Source organism: Paenibacillus sp. FSL H8-0537 (assembly GCF_038051995.1).
Taxonomy (GTDB): Bacteria; Bacillota; Bacilli; order Paenibacillales; family Paenibacillaceae; genus Pristimantibacillus.
Map to the genome: position 1 here is coordinate 6,090,076 of NZ_CP150290.1, position 18,305 is coordinate 6,108,380.

An 18,305-nucleotide genomic window follows, 5' to 3' on the forward strand; every position below is an offset into this window, starting at 1 on the left:
AATGAAAATAATAGTCATAAATCTGCAGGCAGCAACCGATATTAATAGTATATAAACTTTTATAAAAGGAGAATAGTAAAGCCATTGAAGAATTCACGTTTTATTCGAAATTTGCTTATTCTGGGTTCAATCCGTCAGACCGCAGGTCGAATTGTATTGTCCACACTGCTTATTATTGTCGTTTGTGTCTCCGTCCTCTCGTACACGTTCTATGTACCAACCTCCAGAGAAGTCCAAATCCAAGCCGAAAAGCAAATGGAGCTCTACTCCAGTCTTCTAGCTAAAGAGATTGATGCCAACTTAGTAGAAAAGCAGGCTATTATGCAGGTCATCGCCGAGCAAGGCTCCAAGGTGGAAGCAGATCGGCAGCAGCAGCTTGATTTTCTCATCCAAGCCCATAATCAGCATCCCGAGTTTGAATCGATTTTTTTCTCGCTTGATTTAATAGGCGCCAACGCCGTTAACATTAAAAATACGGACGTCGATCTAGCTGATCGGCCTTACATTAAGCTTGCCCAAGAAGGCAAACCATTCATTTCTGAGCCGGTAATTTCCAAAACGATGGGCACGATGGTTGTTATTGTCGGCGCTCCACTAATCAAAGACGGCAAAGCCTATGGATTTTACGGTGCCTCCTATTCGATTAGTCAAGCGGTAGAAAGCGTCAGCAAAGCTCAATTCGGCGAGACCGGAAAAGCTTATATGACGTTAGCGGACGGAACGTTCCTTTCGTACACGGATGAATCGTTTGTGTTAAACAAAAAACTGTCCGATCTGGGCATCGCCCCACTTGATCAAGCTCTCACCAATGCCACCCAAGGCATTACCGCCCCGATTCATTATACGGAAAATGGCGTTGAAAAAATTGGGTTTATGAGTGTGACTGGCCTGGGCTGGGTGATTACGATGTATGCGGAAGAAAATGAAATTTTAAAGCCTGTCGATACTTTGCTGAGTTTGATTCTCTTGGTTGGTTCAGGCATTATCATCCTTGCGCTGATGACAACGATTCTGATTGCTCTGCGGATTGTGTATCCTATTCGCCAATTAACACATGGCATTGATGTTTTGGCACAAGGCGATTTAACGTATCGCATTCCGGTCAAAGGCAAAACCGATATTAGCAAGGCGCTGCATTCCTTTAATGCCGCTGGGGATCAAATGCAGCTGTTGATGATGGAGGTTAACGGCTTGTCCGAGCAGCTGACGGATTCTGCGAAGCAGCTTGCAGAGGGAGCGGATCAAGGTGCGCGTGCCGCGCAAAGCATTTCCGAAGCGATTCTCGTCGTAGCCGAAAGCTCGGAGCGCCAAACGTCCAGCTTGCAGGATGGAAGCCAAGCCGCCGACAGCATCGCGGTGCAAATTGATGGTATCGCTTCTTATAGTACAAATGCGTCTGACATCGCTTCCCAGGCCTCCAATCTCTCCGATGATGGAGCGGCTTCCATGGATCAGCTTAATGGAAAAATGGCGGAGATGGAGCAAGGCATCGGCGAGCTTGCCCAAACGATTCATGCGCTGAGCGGATTGTCCGGCAAAATCGGCGATGTCGTGGGCAGCATCAGCCAAATCGCCCGCCAAACGAATATTTTATCGTTGAATGCAGCGATTGAGGCTTCACGTTCTGGAGAAGCGGGGCGCGGCTTTGCCGTCGTAGCGGATGAAATTCGCAAGCTTGCAGGCCAATCGATGGAGTCAGCGGAGCAAATTGCCGGATTCATCGGAAGTATCCGCCTCGAAATTGATCGGACGCTGCAGGCCTCCGAACAGACTGTTTCCCAAGCGGCTGAAGGAAGACATACAGGTGAAGAAGCCCGTGAGCTGTTCGCTCGCATTCGCTCTTCTATTCAAGAGGTAGCAGCGAGCATTCAAGGCGTATCAGCAGCATCCGGCGAGATGGTGTCCGGTACAACCACGTTGGTGGAATCCATTCGCCTCATCTCCGACTCGGCTAGTGAAACGGCGGCAGAATCACAAAATGTTTCCGCTGCGGCAGAGGAGCAAATGGCTTCGATGGAGGAAGTTGCCTCATCCTCCGCAGAGCTTGCTAATATGGCAGAGAAGCTGCGTATTCAAATTAATAAATTCAAGCTGTAGCATGGAATGATAAGAAAAGTCCCGGTGCATGGTCAAAAGCAGCAAAAAGCCTCGTGCTTTTGCTGCTGACGATTCATCGGGATTTTTTGCTGCTTATTTATCCAGACCTGCTGCCGCTTTGATTTGGGCCTGCTGCTCCATTATTAAAGCTTTCAGGCTGTCTGTTCCGAATGCCCCAGCCGTAAAGCCGTTCCCTTCGGGATAATAAACGAGCCGGAATGAGGTGCCGTCCAGCAAATGCACTCTCAGAAAAACACCGGATTCATGCTTGATTTTTTCATAAACCTGATTAAACCCCACGTGCTGCAGAGGAAGCAGCTCTTGAATAAATTGTGCTGACGCTTCAGCACTGAAGTCGCCGATTGGACTGCCATCCTTGGCACTTTCCAGGCCGACTTTATCGACTTTGCCTTCAATATCGAGTAATTGCCCTAGCGTTGCCGCCTTAGGATTATCCATCACCTCATAAACCTTGTTGCTGGCTATGACACGGAACTCCGGTTTATAACCCTTCATAGCAAAAATCTCTGTACCGATTGGCAAAAAGGCGGCATTCCCATCCTTCTCCACATGATCCGTGCAAGCATGGTCGTTCAGCATATAAGATACCTCGCCTACTTTTTCGCCAAGCTGATCGTCAGCTGTCTTCCCAGTCCCCTCGTAGTTATATTGATATTTGATGCCATTAATCATCAGAAAATCGACCCACTCAATAATCGCATTACATGATTCAGCTGGTTGCTCGGGTTCTGGCCCCGCAGCTTTTACTTGGACCTCCGGCACCTTGGACGCTCCCCTTTCCATCGCGATACTCCCACCGCCGCAGCCGGCAGCTGTCAGCATAAGGAGCAGCACGATTAAAGTCTGGCTAGTAAGCTTGATTCCATTCATCTTCAATCACCTCATTTCCCTAGACGCTTCTGCCCATGTCAATGTTTCAGAAATACGGGAACGGCTGCGCTGTACTTATCTCCATAAAAATAGGGTTGTCCCAAAAGCCATCAAGCATGACTTTGGGACAACCCTCGCAGCATAGCGTACTCACTCAGCTTAGCGCTCTAGTACAGCCTTATAAACTAATTGATCAAGTCCTGCCGAAGCGGCGTGAAGGTATCAAGCAGCTTGCTTGCTTTCAAAGCGCGGCAGCCATGCTCGGCATTGCTAGGAATGAAGATCGTCTCGCCCGCCGAAATGACGGTCTTTTCTCCATTTATAGAAAACTCCAGCTGCCCTTCCAGGCAGTAGGAAAACTGCTCATGCACATGGCTGTGCAAATAACCTTCCGCTCCTTCCTCAAAATGCACCTCCATCATCATAATCGTATCGCCTGGTGTGAAGATCTTCCGTTTTACGCCTGGCTCGGCATTTTCCCAATTGTTCAATCTGCTCATCATTCGTCATTCCTCTCAACTATTATTGGATTGGTATACACATATTGCGGCTAAACATATTGCGTTTTGTTATTGCTGCGGACGAAGCTAAGCTCATAAGCATCCGCTGCGGTCAGCTTGAGCGCCTCAGAATCGAAGGCAGGAGCAAGCTTGTAGCAAGCCGCTTTAAACTGCTCCCAGCTCCCGAATTCCTCCTCCGAGCCCAGCTTGCAGAAATACGCGTTCAGGCGGCTGTATGCCCGGTACTCACAATGGAACAAGCGGTCATGATGGGGAACCATGCGCTCGCTGCACCAGATGGCGGCATAGCCGCTGCCTTTTTTCCCAAACAGCCAATGTCCGTCTTGAACAAACGCATCAAACTTCGCTTCCGGGAAAAAGAGATGCGTAAACGCAACCGGATGGTCCTCCCCGATTTCATAAATCGCGCCCAGCACGCTGCCCTGCTGCTTGACCGCTGGCATGATGCCATTCCCATACCAATAGCCTGGACGCATGCCGCCATCGTCAGCCAGCTCTCCTGGATGGTTCGTATACAGCACCGTATCGTTGTCCAGCGCCGCATACCACATATGCTGCTGATACCCGTACACGCCCGGCTCGAAACGCGAGGTGCCGTGAAAACGCTCATTAAACGATTTAACATATTCGCCCGATTCGGTGTCAACGGACTCGTCAAAGCTAATATTTGGCCAGAAGGACGGGTTCGCATCATATCTTGGTGATTGAACCGAGGTCAGTATATAATCGGGCTGTTTATTAAGCTTCACCCATGCGTTGCCAGTCTGATACTCCAGCTCCAAGGACTCATTCATCAGGCTTGTGAGATGCTGCGGCATCACGTATTTGCTGTTCATCAGAAACACGATCCATTCGCTGTTGCCCATAGGTGTATCAGGATTCAGCAGATGAATTAAAGACTGGGCTGACTGGGTAAACGGCAAAATGACGGAGCGGTAAATACGGGCCTGCGGCGCGACGATTGAGCCGCGGAACGTATGGTAGGCGAAGGATTTCAGCATTTCGTCAATTAAATGGCTGGCCCGAGCAGACTCCTCTTCCTCCATATAATCGACGACATTTAGCAGTGCGCCAAGCGTCACACACATATAGTCGGCGCTGAGAAACTCCTCAAAGCCGTATTCCTCCACATCTGCCAGCCACTCGCGGATTTTGCCGAGCGCGACTTCGCTTGCCTGGACGCCTGTGCGGCCCGATCTTGCGAATAGCTGATCCGGGTATTCGCGGCCCGCCATATAAGCGCAAATATAGAACATCAGCGCGTGATTTTCGCTCCAGAAGCACATGCCGTCGGAGCCATTCTCGGTCATCCAGAAGCGATAGTCTAAAATCGCCTGCTTGGTACGTTCCGTTAAATGGGCTGGCAGCTTTTGCTGCTGCATGAAGCGAAGCAAGCCCGCGAGGATAAAGTCCGAGCAATCCTCGCGCCGCTCAATTTGACCAAGCGCGTGCAGAATATGCTGTTCATCATGAACACCGGGTTGTCCCAAGTTCCAGCGCGCCAGCACGTAAAATAAACCAAAGCGCAGCGGTTGAAACGCCTTCTCTGTGCCTATGGCGGCAATCTCCTCAAACATGGCGCCTTTGACCTCGGACACCGCCGCTCCGCTACGGTAAGTCGGCTTTTTGTTTTGCAGCAGCTCGATTTTGCGAATCAGCTTTCTCGTTCCGATTTCACCATATACTATGCCCATTGGTGCACCATCGTCAAGCTTCACACTGCTCTTTCCGCTAATGTCCTCGCTAATCAGGCTATCATTCAAGTCTTCCCCGTATGCCAGATAGATGCTGCACGGCGCTTCCACCGGGAAGCAAAGCTCGCTTCCTTTCAGCGTAATGCCTGACAGGAAGCGGTCCAGCGCAAGAAACGGCTCGGCCTGCTCCGCATCCGGCAGCGTCACTGTAATTTGGTCCAAATGCTCCACTAATTGAATGCCAAAAATATTCCGCGTATCTCGCACCGCCAAATTTTGCATGCGGATAACCATGGTGTTGCTGCCCTTGCGCAAAGGCAGCTGCATTTCCTGTTTATTAATCGGCTTATAAACCGGCTCGGCAACGGAGCTTACCTTCTCCCCATTGAGCCATACTTCTATCGCTGTATACGTCCATAGGTTCGCCAAGGCGACCAGGTCTTCTTCCGCAACAAGCACGGTAGCGGCAAGCAGCTCTACTTTCTGGGGCGTAAACGAAAACTGGCTGAAATTTACGAAGCCGCTGCAAGGGTAAAGATACTCCCAAGGCAGCCCCAGCTCGCTCTCGGCGCCGATTTGAATGGCTTCTGCAGCCGCAGGCGCTGGTAGATTCCTGTCTGCGACAATCGAGCGTAAATATTGCTCGTAGCGTATTTGGTTTTTGTCGGTTTTATCTGATATAAAATCACTCAGCCGCAGTCCTGAAGTGAGATAATGAGTAATAAATCCGTTTTGCTTATCCACATGCTTCACTCCAATCGTTTCATTCAGGCATAGCGAACACGGCAAGCTGTCCATCACGGTTTAAGCTCAGAACAGGGTGGCCATGTTCGCCTATGCTGACGCTCCATTCAGAGGTCTGCAGCTGCTGCGTTCCAAGAGATGGCTTCATCACGGTAATAAACCAAGCACCAGCATTTTCTGTTGTCAGCAAGCCCTGAAGCACCTTCAGCGGCTGCATCTTCATTTGGTGAACCGATTCCCAGCTGTCCTCCACGTCTAGCTCCAGCTCCGGCGGTCCAAAAACGAGCATCTCGCAGGCGAGCGGCGAAGTAGGATCTGATCCATTCGCTAGGCCACTGCCCTTGGCATAGTAGCAGGCAGGCTGTTCAAGGGGACGCGTTTGATCATTCAAGGCGCCGTTGTCCGTATCCAGTCTTTGCGTCTCCCACTCCAGCAGCCTAGTGTGCAGTCGGTGCTGATACGTATGCTCGCCAGTACCAGTCAGGCGGTCATAAATGACCCATTCTCCGCTATCCAGAAACCATAAGGCGCGCCTGTGCGTTACGCCACGGGATGCATAGCCGTCATGCTCCGCGCAAATCATTTGCTGATCCGGCCTCCAAGCGATTAAGGAAACAGCAGCTTCTGGCACGCCCCATCTTTGGGTGCGCAAGTAAGGCGTCTGATCCTGCCCGTCCACGAGAACGGTATTATGGGCAGAGGTGCTTTTGAAATAACGGCGCCACGGATTTTCCATATACGTGTACGTGCCCGGATCGACAAACAATGCTTCGCCATAGGCGCACCATTCGAAGGACAGCGCGTCGGCATGACCATGAGGGCCGCCAAGTGCAGCGGCATCGAAGATGAGCTGCTGCTCCGTATCGCCAAGCCCATAATAGCCTGCTGCCGGAAAAGCAAACGGCAGCCGCTCCTGTGCATGAGCACCGAGCAACGTTCCTGCTCCGCTTGCCGTTGAAGTCGACTGCGATAATGCTTCTTGCGACTGCGATGTTGCTGCTTCTGGCGACTTAGCTGCCGCCGCCAGCAGACGGTCGATCGCCTCAGGGCCGACCGTCCAAAACTGCTCATACAGCTGATCCTCCAGCAGCAGCCCCGGGCGATCATAATACAGCGCCGCCGCATTCAAATCTGGCGGCTGATTCGCGAAGGAATCGGCAAACGGCGCCATGCTGCCGTCCTGCCTAATCATCAGGCTTGCGAAGCGCGTCATGCCGGCTACAATTCGCTCGTATTCCTCAGAGAACGCAAGTCCACGCTTTTTCGCCATAACGGCACAATCAACGAATAGCTCCAGCGATACCATATGGTAGTGCGGCGTAAGCTCCGAATGGACGCCATCTTGCAGCACCTGCACGCGGATGCATTCCTCCAGCCGCTTCATCGCTATGCTGCGCCATTCCTCGCTTTCCTCCCAAGACATGAACGTCAGCCCCGCGCCTAGCAGCCCGATCATATGCATAATCGAATGATTGATTTCAATGCTCGCTTTGTAGGTAGAGAGAAACCAAGCATGCTCCTTCACCGATTGGAGAAACCGCTGCTTCACCTCGCCATTCCAGCTGTCCGATTCATCGAAAAAGTGATAGGCATATATCCATTGGCGCAGCCTGAGACCCGCTTCCAACAGCCGCCACGGACCCGGTCTTTGAAAATAGGTCAGCTCCTCTGCCGGCAAATCCCGCGGACAAGGCTGCGTATCGATCCAGCCTAAAATATGCTCCAGCGCCTTAGCTGCATATTTCTCGTCCCCGGTGCACGCATAGGCGGTGCCTAAGGAGCGGAGATGCTTAAAACGGTTAATGCCCCATGTAAATTCCTTGTCCCCAGTTGGGTTGTAAAGCCAATTAATGGGCTGGCCCAAATCGATTTCAAAACCTTTCCAAATCACAGGCTTATCCTCGCACCAGCGATTAGCCTGGGCAATTGCAGCGGCAGCCTGCTGCGGAAAATGCTGCTGAAAGCTTGCTCCCCAATCGCTTCTCTGTTTCGGCCTAAAATACAAATGATCCATTTAAGCACTCGCTCCTCTCTCTGCTTTTCCCCATACACAATACTTTCCTATATTTCAAAAGCAGAGGCTGCCCGCAGGCAGCCCCTCTTTTTCTTCAGCTATTCGGCTACTGGCCAAGCGAGCCTTGCAGGCTCTTGGCGCTGAACGACGGATTAGCCTGGATATTGGTCAGCCCTTCCGTACGAGCCGCTGCTAGCGCTTTGTTGTATCGCGTATTCAAATCTTTTATCGCTGCTTCCAAATCCTGATTGCTGGTTAGAATGTATTCAATAAATACGTCGGTTGCTTTTTTACCTTCCAGCTTCGTTTCTGTAATTGAAGTTGGAGTGGCAGGATATATGCCATCATATTTTGTTGGAAGAAAGCCCTCGATACCCTTCAGATCCGGCTTGCCAGACGCTTCGTTAACATAAGGCAGAACAGAAAGCCCCAGCCCTTTTTCTTGATAATCTTTACGAAGCTCAAGCGTGTACAAATACTCTAAAAATTTCGCTGCTGCTTCCTGCTTGTCCGATTGTGTGCTGATGCCAACATAGCCGCTCGCATTCACCCACGTCACCCCGTTATGCTCGCCGTCCTTCGTCGGAACTAGAGCTGTTGACCAACGGATATCCGTAGGGAACTGCGAGGAATATACCGCTGGCTCACTGGAATGATTGACATACATGCCAATTTTGCCTTGTGCGAACTGTGCGCGCAGCGGATCAATATCAAGCGATTCCACCCCTGGCATCATACTGCCGTCCACCTTCATTTGGTGAAGCGATTGTGCAATATCACGGAACATCCCGAAATCAAATTCGCCCGTTTTATAATTAAAGCCCTCGTGGCTCGTTTCTGAGCTAAGCGAACCTGACGCATAGGCCGGACGAGTAAAACCGGAGCCATTTTTGAAATTGCTGGCGAAGCCATAAACGCCCTCAGCCTTACCCTGCTCCGTTATTTTTTTCGCTACTTCAACCATTTCATCAAGCGTCTTTGGCGGTTCTGTATACCCTGCCTTCTCCAATAGATCCACATTGTACAGCAAGCGCCAGAACTGCCCTGTATTTGGAAGCAAATACACATGGCCCTCTTTTGCATAAATGTCCTCGATTAGCAAGCCATCGAACTTGGCTAGAAAATCCTTGCTTAACAGCTGATCGAGCGGCGCAAAATAGCCTTTGCTCACATAGGTTTGAAAGTCATAGTTCTTGAAAATGTCCGGAGCCTGATTGCTTGCGAATGCAACCTCAACCGCCTGATTGTAGTTATCCGCCATAACCTTCATTTCGACTTCGATATTATCTGTATTCGTCGCGTTATATTTATCGACCTGCTCCTGCATATAATCCATATCATGACGGTCACCCGTCCAATAAGAGAGTTTAATCTTTGCTGCGCTGCCTGCACCCTCTGTGCCTGTGCTTGCTTCTGGTGCGGCATTCGTTCCGTTACCCGTTGAGCATGCTCCTAGCATCAAAGCCAATACCAGCAAGCTGCAAAGCAGAAACGAGCGTTTCGTTGCAAATCTTTTTTTCATCTGTCGTACCTCCCCTTTGTTTGGCAAGCGGCGTTATAGCGGTGTCTACCGCCCAGCTCCTCTTGCTGACCTCATTGTAGCATCGTTGCCCACTTGCCCATGAAGGACAAAAACACGATTCTGGGAGGGCAAAATCACTTTGATTACGCTTTCGGTTCCGAGCTTTCGTATTTGCTGCGGAATTCCGTAGGCGTCAGCCCGGTATGCTTTTTGAACAGCTCGGTAAAATAAGGACGGTCCCGATAACCAAGCTCATACGTAATATCCTGCACCTGCAGCCCTTCCAGCAGCAGCTCCTTTGCCTTGTCCATCCGTGCGGAGGTGACGTATTGCATGAACGTCATTCCGGTCTCTTTTTTAAACAAATTGGAAAAATAGCTTGGGCTCAAATGGACGACATTCGCGCATTCCTGTACCGTCAAGTCGCTGCCTAGCCGCCCGCCCACATAATTCATAGCCTGATGGATGAGCTGGCCGACATTGTTTTTCTGGCGCTTCTGGAGCCAGTCACAGCCGGTCAGTCCGAGCTCCTTCACATCCTTAATCAGCTCGGAGGTAGATAAATACCGGCCTTTCTTAATGATGTTCAGCCGTTCATCGAGCCATATGCGCTGCTTGCTGTCCGCCTTCTCGGCAATGACGCGGTAGATGGAGAAGGCCAGTCCATAAAACAGATTGGTCATCACATCAGGATCAGGCGGCGTCGGATAACGCAGGCATTCCTCGGAAATACTCTCCAGCAGCTTCTCTGTCCCTTCCCGGTTGCCTGAGCGCAAGCAATAGAGCAGCTCCACTTCCTTATCTGCGGAATAATGGGGTGAAATATCATTTTGCCGTTCAATATCGCTATAGGAGATAACGCTGCCGCTGCCGGAATAAAACTGATAGCTGAGCGCTGTTTTCGCCTGATTATAGGAAAGAGCGATTTCGCTGATTCCTTCCACGCAGCTTCCGACGCCAATGGAAATGTCCCGCTTCGCGTAGCGATTCACATTGTCCCGGCACTCCTCCGCCAGTGCCAGCATCCCCACCTCCTCATTGGAATTCAGCAAAATGACAAATTGGCCCAGATGCTCTCGAAATACGATGCCTTTCGCCTGTTTTTTGATCGTTTCCTCCATGATGTTTTGCACGGCGAAGCGGGTTAGCTCCACTTCCCGCACGGACAGCGGGGAATGCTCGTCCATTAGCCCCTCGATCTGCACAGACATTGCTACGAAACGACGGGTATCCATATCAATGCTTAGAAACTCCCACTTGTCATGCGCCCGCTCGGGCAGCTCATCATGCCGGATCAGCAGTCGAAAATACTCTTGGCGCAAATAGGGCAAGCTTTCCCTCACCTTGCGCTCCAGCGTCAACCGGTCCAGCTGCTCCAGCTGCTGCGTTTCAATCTGCGCTTTAGCGCGCAGCACGACCTCGACAATTTGCTGCGTCGTAAACGGCTTAACCAAATAATCGAATGCCCCCAGCCGCACAGATTCCTGGGCATAGGTGAAGTCGGTGTAGCCGCTGAAAAAAATAACCTTGGCCTCCGGCTCTCCGCTCTCCTTCAGCTCACGGATCATATCAATGCCGGTGCGCATCGGCATCCGGATGTCGGTCAGCACAATATGCGGATGCTTCTCTTTAATGAGCTGCAAGCCATCCTTGCCATTAGCAGCCGTACCCACAATTTTGATTCCATGCTCCCCCCAAGGAATCTTTGATACTATCCCATCGATGACCGTCTTTACATCGTCTATAATGCACATCGTAATCTCGCTCATTCGTTTATCACCTCTTGAATAGGAATGATTAGCTTAACGGAGGTTTGCACGCCCGGCTCGCTTTCAAGCTCCATAGAAGCCTTATAGCCGTAATACAGCGACAGTCTTGTTCGTACGTTCACTAGCGCGTAGCTCGTCCGCTCCACCTCTGGACCGTTCAGCATTTTTTCCACTCGCTCGGCATCCATGCCAATCCCATTGTCCGTAACGGTTAGCACTAGCAAGCCCTTGGCAGCATCGGCTTCCGCCTCAATTCGAATCATCCCCTCATGGGGCAATTCCTGAAAGCCGTGCAAAATAGCGTTTTCCACCAGCGGCTGCAGCAAAATTTTAAGCACAGGAGTATCCAGCAGCTTCTCATCGACCTTCTGTATGCTGTACCGGAACAAGTCCGGATAGCACATTTCCTGCAAATTCAAATATTGCGCCACATGCTCCAGCTCCTGCCGCAGCGTCGTAATTTCCCGGCCATTGTTCAGGCCCAGCCGGAACAGCAGGGACAGCGAAACAATCATGCCGCTGACCGCCTGCTGCTCCTCCATCTCGCTTTTCCAATAAATCGTATTTAACGTATTGTACAAAAAATGGGGATCAATCTGCGCCTGCAGCGCTTTGATTTCCGATTTGCGCTTGTCCTGCTCGGATGCTTTAACCTCTTCGATTAATTCGCCAATTTGCTCCAGCATCCGGTTAAACTTGTGGCCAACCTGACTGATTTCATCCTCAAATGCGCTCTCGAACCTGACATCAAGCTTATTGCGCTCAACCTTCACCATGAGATTACGCAGCTTGAACAGCGGCTTTAGCAGCAGCTCCGACAGCATGCTGGACATGACCAGCGCCAGTACGACGCAGCCGCCCATAATCGTAAGAATCGTCCAGCGCATGCGCTGAACAGGCTCCAGCAGCTCCGACTTGGATTGATAGCCAATCAATACCCAGTCTGGATTCATCCCAAGCGCCGCGTAATTAAGCAGATAAGCGTCTCCGCTCTGGCTTGTATATTCAAAGTTCCCTCGCGCGCTGGAACCGACCCGCTCATAAATTTGTGGATTGCTTTGCGGGATGCCTTCCGTAGAAGTAAGAACCTCCTTGCCAGTCCGGTCCACGACAAGCTGCTGAAGGCTGGCGCTCTGCATATCCGCCTGAATGAGCTCCAGTAGGTGATCCTCGCGGATGTTGACTACGACATACACACCGGGCAGCTGGATATCAAAAAACGGTTTAATGATTAAGGTAATAACGGAGCTTCTCCGGCTGAACAGCTCATCGGCATGTCCCGGCACCCATAGCTTGCTCCATCTTTCCTGTGTATCCGTTATTTTCTGATTAATAATCGTGCTCTCAAAATCGCGGCTCGGGCTGCGCCGGTTTCCCGTCGGATAAAAATCGCCGATTGGCGTATGCACCAGCACGGAGTCAATCGACTGCTCAGCCAGCATTAGCTGGGCAAAGGGCGTTTGCAGCTCGGAAAGCCGATTATAATATTCCTTCTTGCTGCTTGACTGCACCTCCTTCAGCGTTCGCTGGAAGGGCTCGCCCATCATGAGGGTGGAGACGAGCACGACGATATTTTTCAAGCGCTCATCGAGCACCCTCGCCGACTTATTGAGCGTATCCTGGCTGGTCTTCGTTGCCTGTGATTCCATTTCACGAGAAAAAAACACGGAAACATAAGTTCCCGTGACAGATATGCAAACGACGGTTAATAAAACGAACGAAACCCACAGACGTCTTTTAAGCGACATTTTTCGAAATAAACGGTTCATGCTGTTCATCGCCTCAATGCATACGGAGTTTGTTAGCCTTTAACCGAGCCAGCCGTAACTTGCATAAATGAACGGTTAGCGAAAATATATACGATGAGCATAGGTAAAATCGAAATACATGCGCCAGCGAGCATCAGTTGATTTTCAACTGCGGCTCCCGCCCCGTAGCGCAAGTTCGCAAGTCCCACGGGCAAGGTTTGTAGATCAGGACGCGAAAGTGAAAAGACGAGCGGCAATATATATTCATTCCATGCATTACGGAATGTGAATAGCGATACGACAGCCAGCGCCGGGCGCAGGAGCGGTAAAATAATGAGCCAGAAGGTGGAGTAGAAATTACAGCCATCAATGAGCGCCGCTTCATCCAGCTCTCGCGGAATGCCGCGGAAAAAGCCGATGACCATAAAAAAGGCAGTCGCATGCGCACTAATTAGAATAATTATGACGCCCCACATCGATTTCTGCAAACCAATGGATACCATTAGATCAAATTGTGGACGCAGCACAACCGCACCGATGGAAATAAACAGAGTGAAGGATTGAAGCAGAATAAACAGTTTCTTTCCTCTGAAAGCAACGCGATCGACCGCATAAGCAGCCATGGAAGATACGAGCAAAGTGCCAACCGTAACGAACACAGCTACATATAAGCTATTGAAGGTATAAGCGGAGAAATCAGCTTGATTCCACGCCTGTAAATAGTTTTTAAACTGCCAGGAGGAAGGAAGAAACGTCGCTCCGGTTGTCAGCTCCAGGTTCGTCTTGAGGGAGCCGAATATCGCGATTACGATTGGAAAAAGCATCAGTGCTGCCGTCACAAGCAGAAGCAGCCATACTGGTGTACGAAGTACTATTTTACGAATGGTCATGATCGTTCCCCCTTTTTAATAAACGTTATTAAGCCTTTTCGACATCCAGAAATACAGCCATGTGACGATACCAACGATAACTGCCGTTGTAAAGCCGACCGCGCTGCCGTAGCCAATATTTTGAACGGCATTGCCTGTCGTTGTCATCGGGAAGAACATCTTGTAGAGATATAAATACATAACCTCTGTTTTGCCGAAAGGACCTCCCTCCGTCAATACCATGATGCTTTCATAACCTTTAAGCGACGTTGTAATCGCCAACATAATAATCATTTGCAGAACAGGACCGAGCATTGGAATCGTAATGTACCACATCCGTTGCACCGGGTTTACACCATCCAAGGATGCCGCTTCATACACATCCTCTGGAATATTCTGAAGACCGGCGATAAACAGCAGCATGTAGTTGCCGACTGCTCCCCACACCGCAATTATGACAATCGTCGTCATGGCATGTGCCGCGCCCAGCCAGTCCACTGGTGCGGACACGATGTTCAGCTTCATCAAATACTGATTAATAATACCGTTGTAGGAATTGAACACAATATAGAAAACGATGGACATGACAGAGGCGCTGAAAATCGTTGGCAGGAAAAAAATCGCCCGAAACGCATGCCGTCCCCGCAGCTTACGATTCAATATAACCGCCAATATGAGCGATAGCGGCAGCGTTATAATTAATTTTCCACCCGCGTAGATAAAAGTATTCACAACAGAGTGCCAAAACTCGACATCCCTTCCCACTCGCGCAAAGTTCTCAAGACCGATAAATTTTGGCGTACCAAACCCTTTATATTCGAAAAACATATATCGAAGCGCCCATACAACCGGATAAATGCCGAGCGCCATGGTTAGAAAAAAGCTTGGAAAGCTGAACAAATACGCCCCGATTCGATTTTTATGCATGCCTTCATCTCCCCTTCTTTTGTAGCTTCATTGTAAAGGATGCCGACTTCCATACGGGATGGGGCAATCAATGATGCTGGGGGGACGAAACGACTATTGTCGCTGTTGACTTGCGGACAGTTGTCTACTAAAATGGTTTTCAGCAATTCGGACAATTGTCCGCACGTAATGAGCGGCATGCGCTGCCTGAATGGAAGCTGAGTGAACCGGCGGGAGCGGGGACATACTTATTTAGAGATAGAGCAGCATTAGAACACACACGAAGGGCATGGAGGAGGAACGATTTTGAATACAGCAAGTCTAGATACAGCACCTAAAGATTTGAGTGGAATAAAAAGAGGACCTATTGTAGCGGCACTTATTATTGGCGCATTTGTTGCAATTCTGAACGAAACACTGCTTAACATTGCTTTCCCCGATTTAATGAAGGAATTTGACATCAGCTATGCGACCATTCAATGGTTATCGACCGCTTATATGCTCGTAGTCGGCATATTGGTTCCGATTACGGCGCTGCTTCAGCAATGGTTTACAACCCGCCAAATGTTTCTATCCGCCATGATATTATTTCTTGTCGGTACAATCGTCTGCGGCACGGCAACCGTCTTTCCTGCCCTGCTTGTGGGCCGCGTCATTCAGGCGCTTGGCACCGGCTTAATGCTTCCGGTCATGATGAATACGATCTTGGTCATCTTCCCGCCGGAAAAGCGCGGCGGCGCGATGGGTATGATCGGCCTCGTAATTATGAGTGCGCCTGCTATCGGCCCAACGCTGTCGGGACTGATTATTGAATCCTTTAACTGGCGCTGGCTGTTTTACTTTGTTATTCCGCTCGCTATTTTTTCTATTTTGTTCGCGGCGGTTTATTTGAAAAATGTTTCGGATATCACTCGTCCAAAAGTGGATCTTCTGTCCATTCTTCTCTCGTCGCTCGGCTTTGGCGGCCTGATTTACGGCTTCAGTAAAGCTGGCGAGGATGGCTGGGGCAGTTCCATCGTCATTTGGTCTATCGTTGTCGGCGCAATCGCCTTGCTGCTGTTTATTGTGAAGCAGCTCATGTCGAGCCAGCCGCTGCTGGATTTGCGCGCCTTTAAATATCCTATGTTCAGCCTTGTCGCCCTGCTGATGCTGGTGATGATGATGACGCTGTTCTCCACGATGATATTGCTGCCGCTTTTCCTGCAAAATGCGCTTGGCAAAACCGCTTTGGCGGCCGGACTTATTTTGCTGCCGGGCGGCATTATCAACGGCTTGATGGCTCCCGTTTCCGGTGTGCTGTTCGACAAGTTTGGACCACGGGTACTCGTCATTCCGGGGCTTGCTATAACGGCGGCAGCGGTTTGGATGTTTACTGGCATCGACGAGCTGACAAGTATAGGTTATATTATCTTTATCCATATCGTGCTGTTAATCGGTGTTTCTATGGTGATGATGCCGGCGCAGACGACGGCGCTCAATCAGCTGCCCCGCCCGCTGTATCCGCATGGCACAGCGATTATGAACACGCTGCAGCAGGTTGCCGGCGCTATCGGCACCGCCTTATTTATCAGCATTATGTCATCCGGCTCAAAAAAATATTTGGAAAGCTCTGCTGATCCGGCTTCCCCGCTTGAGCAGGTCAAAGGCTTCGTATCAGGCATGCACAGTGCGTTCCTGCTTGGACTTATCATTGCCTTCATCGCCTTTGGACTGGGCTTGTTCATCCGGCGCACTAAAGCACCTGATGTGGAGGAGAAAAGAGCGGCTTAGGTCGAAGCGCAAAGCCGGAGTGAGCATTAAGGAAGTGAAGGATAGTTGAATTTTGAAACGGATGTGGTGGGCCGGGATATTATTGCGAAGGCCCGTCAGCTGTTTAACGAGCATGGCGTTGAAGCGGTCAATATGCACCAGATTGCGAAAAGTGCAGGGATTGGGCAGGGCACGCTTTACCGGCGTTTTCCAAACAAGGGCGCGCTGTGCATGTCGGTGCTGCATACCCAATTCGAGCAGTTCAAAGTGAATGCGACGCAGGAATTGAAAGCAAACGACGCGCAGCCCGTCGTCATGCGCCTTTCGGCTTTTGTACAAAGCCTGCTATTCTTTTCGCTTGAGCTGCGGGAATATATACGTCCTATTCTTTCCGCTATTTGTACCGAGGATAAGAACAAACAGGATTGGTTCCTAACTGAACCGTATACCTTCATGCATGCGACGGTCAGCGGATTGCTGGAGGAAGCCGCTGCAGCAGGGCAGCTGCGGCCGCAAATTTTGCCAGCCATCGCTGCCTCGCTGCTGATTTCCTCGTTTTCACCGGAGCTGATGGCTCATTTCGAAGAACAGGGCTACAGCAAGGAATTTATTTCTGAGCAATACAGCGTAACGTTTATTGAGCCGTTGTTTGTAGAAGCACCAAAGGCGGAGAATAACGGGAACTGATTGGCCCCATCAATCAGCCAGCTATGAAATGTACGTTTATCCTTTTGATCAAAAAAGAGGGTGTCCTATCGGCTTAAATGGCCGTGGACACCCTCTTTCTGTTAAATAAGCTGGCTTAGCCTACTGTGAATCTGGACGGCTTGGGCATGAAAAATGGCTGAGCAGGGAATTATTATTAATAAAAGAGCTGATCTCCTGCGCTGCGTGCAACAGATTGGAAGGATGGGACGTCATGGATCGCCAAGTCAGCACCATACAAGTAGGTGAATATGTGCTTGAATACTCCATTGCAGGCGAAGGACTGCCGCTGCTGTTTTTTCACGGCGGGCACTCCAACTGCTATGAAGAATTCGGCTACCAGAGCCTTATCGCTTCGGGATATTCCATTATAACCCCCTCCCGATCAGGATATAGCAAGACCTCCCCTATTCCCGAGCTGCAGCAAGCCTGTGAGGTATACTTGGCTCTGCTGGATCACCTGCATATTGCCAAAGTACATGTTATTGCAGCTTCAGCGGGAGGGCCTACAGGTATCCTTTTTTGTGCGCAATTCCCTGAACGAGTGGCAAGCCTGACCTTACAATGCGCAATCTCCATGCCCTGGATCTCTTCAAACAATAAAGCCTATCGCATTGGAAGGCTGATTTTCAAGCCCGGGGTGGAAAAAGGAACTTGGCTCATACTGGCTGGGATGAATAACCTTCTGCCGCGGCTCATGTTAAGGATGTCGTTTTTTGTCTTTTCTACCCTCTCACCAGCTGAGGCGTATGCTAGGCTGGATAATCTTGCTGTTGAATTATTTCGCGAAATGAACAATAGGCAGCGCTCAAATTACGGCTTTATGATTGATCTCGAGCAAACCCAGAAAGATTATACGCGAGAGCTAGGTTCCATCAAAGCCCCTACGCTAATTATGCACAGCAAAAATGATCGTTCCGTTACTCCCAGCCATGCTAAAAATGCCAAAGCCCATATTGTACATTCTGAAGCCTTTATTTTGGATGCATGGGGTCACCTGATATGGATAGGCAAGCACGCTGCCGAATTTGAACGTAAGCAGATCGCCTTTTTAGCTGAAAATCAGTAACCACGTA

The 18,305-nt window shown here is 50.1% G+C and carries 13 protein-coding genes; 4 read left to right on the forward strand and 9 right to left on the reverse strand.

Annotated features, from left to right (window positions below; translation table 11 throughout):
- The first annotated feature begins 84 nt into the window (after positions 1 to 84).
- Positions 85 to 2,097, forward strand: a complete 2,013-nt coding sequence (locus tag MHB80_RS25720; protein WP_341279629.1) for a methyl-accepting chemotaxis protein — start codon at positions 85 to 87, stop codon at positions 2,095 to 2,097.
- Between the two features lie 93 nt (positions 2,098 to 2,190).
- On the opposite strand, the gene MHB80_RS25725 is transcribed toward MHB80_RS25720, so the two are convergent.
- The 9 genes from MHB80_RS25725 to MHB80_RS25765 form a co-directional block, all read right to left on the reverse strand.
- On the reverse strand, positions 2,191 to 2,988 hold the full coding sequence (locus tag MHB80_RS25725) for a hypothetical protein (RefSeq protein WP_341279630.1): 798 nt from the start codon (positions 2,986 to 2,988) through the stop codon (positions 2,191 to 2,193).
- Between the two features lie 185 nt (positions 2,989 to 3,173).
- Positions 3,174 to 3,488 carry a cupin domain-containing protein gene (locus MHB80_RS25730; RefSeq protein ID WP_046232396.1) on the reverse strand — a complete coding sequence of 105 codons (315 nt, stop codon included), beginning with the start codon at positions 3,486 to 3,488 and terminating at the stop codon, positions 3,174 to 3,176.
- Positions 3,489 to 3,538: 50 nt separating this feature from the next.
- Positions 3,539 to 5,947 (reverse strand): hypothetical protein, encoded by a 2,409-nt coding sequence (locus MHB80_RS25735; RefSeq protein WP_341279631.1) that lies wholly within the window; start codon positions 5,945 to 5,947, stop codon positions 3,539 to 3,541.
- Positions 5,948 to 5,966: 19 nt separating this feature from the next.
- Positions 5,967 to 7,961: an alginate lyase family protein gene (locus MHB80_RS25740; RefSeq protein ID WP_341279632.1), complete on the reverse strand. Its 1,995-nt coding sequence runs from the start codon at positions 7,959 to 7,961 to the stop codon at positions 5,967 to 5,969.
- A 106-nt stretch (positions 7,962 to 8,067) separates the two neighbouring features.
- Positions 8,068 to 9,483 carry an extracellular solute-binding protein gene (locus tag MHB80_RS25745; protein ID WP_341279633.1) on the reverse strand — a complete coding sequence of 472 codons (1,416 nt, stop codon included), beginning with the start codon at positions 9,481 to 9,483 and terminating at the stop codon, positions 8,068 to 8,070.
- Between the two features lie 143 nt (positions 9,484 to 9,626).
- Positions 9,627 to 11,252: a helix-turn-helix domain-containing protein gene (locus MHB80_RS25750; RefSeq protein WP_341279634.1), complete on the reverse strand. Its 1,626-nt coding sequence runs from the start codon at positions 11,250 to 11,252 to the stop codon at positions 9,627 to 9,629.
- Complete coding sequence (locus MHB80_RS25755) at positions 11,249 to 13,021, reverse strand: sensor histidine kinase (RefSeq protein ID WP_341279635.1); 1,773 nt, start codon at positions 13,019 to 13,021, stop codon at positions 11,249 to 11,251. Before MHB80_RS25755 ends, MHB80_RS25750 begins: the two co-directional genes overlap by 4 nt.
- A 32-nt stretch (positions 13,022 to 13,053) precedes the next feature.
- Positions 13,054 to 13,890 (reverse strand): carbohydrate ABC transporter permease, encoded by an 837-nt coding sequence (locus MHB80_RS25760; RefSeq protein WP_341279636.1) that lies wholly within the window; start codon positions 13,888 to 13,890, stop codon positions 13,054 to 13,056.
- A 15-nt stretch (positions 13,891 to 13,905) separates the two neighbouring features.
- Positions 13,906 to 14,796, reverse strand: coding sequence for a sugar ABC transporter permease (locus MHB80_RS25765; protein ID WP_341279637.1), 891 nt, complete (start codon positions 14,794 to 14,796; stop codon positions 13,906 to 13,908).
- Between the two features lie 285 nt (positions 14,797 to 15,081).
- Between MHB80_RS25765 and MHB80_RS25770 the strand changes: the two genes are divergently transcribed.
- The 3 genes from MHB80_RS25770 to MHB80_RS25780 all read left to right on the forward strand — a co-directional run bounded on the left by MHB80_RS25770 (position 15,082) and on the right by MHB80_RS25780 (position 18,298).
- Positions 15,082 to 16,545 carry a DHA2 family efflux MFS transporter permease subunit gene (locus MHB80_RS25770; RefSeq protein ID WP_341279638.1) on the forward strand — a complete coding sequence of 488 codons (1,464 nt, stop codon included), beginning with the start codon at positions 15,082 to 15,084 and terminating at the stop codon, positions 16,543 to 16,545.
- Between the two features lie 45 nt (positions 16,546 to 16,590).
- Complete coding sequence (locus MHB80_RS25775) at positions 16,591 to 17,211, forward strand: TetR/AcrR family transcriptional regulator (RefSeq protein WP_341279639.1); 621 nt, start codon at positions 16,591 to 16,593, stop codon at positions 17,209 to 17,211.
- Between the two features lie 232 nt (positions 17,212 to 17,443).
- A complete protein-coding gene (locus tag MHB80_RS25780; RefSeq protein WP_341279640.1) occupies positions 17,444 to 18,298 on the forward strand; it encodes an alpha/beta hydrolase in 855 nt (284 codons plus the stop codon).
- Positions 18,299 to 18,305 lie beyond the last annotated feature (7 nt).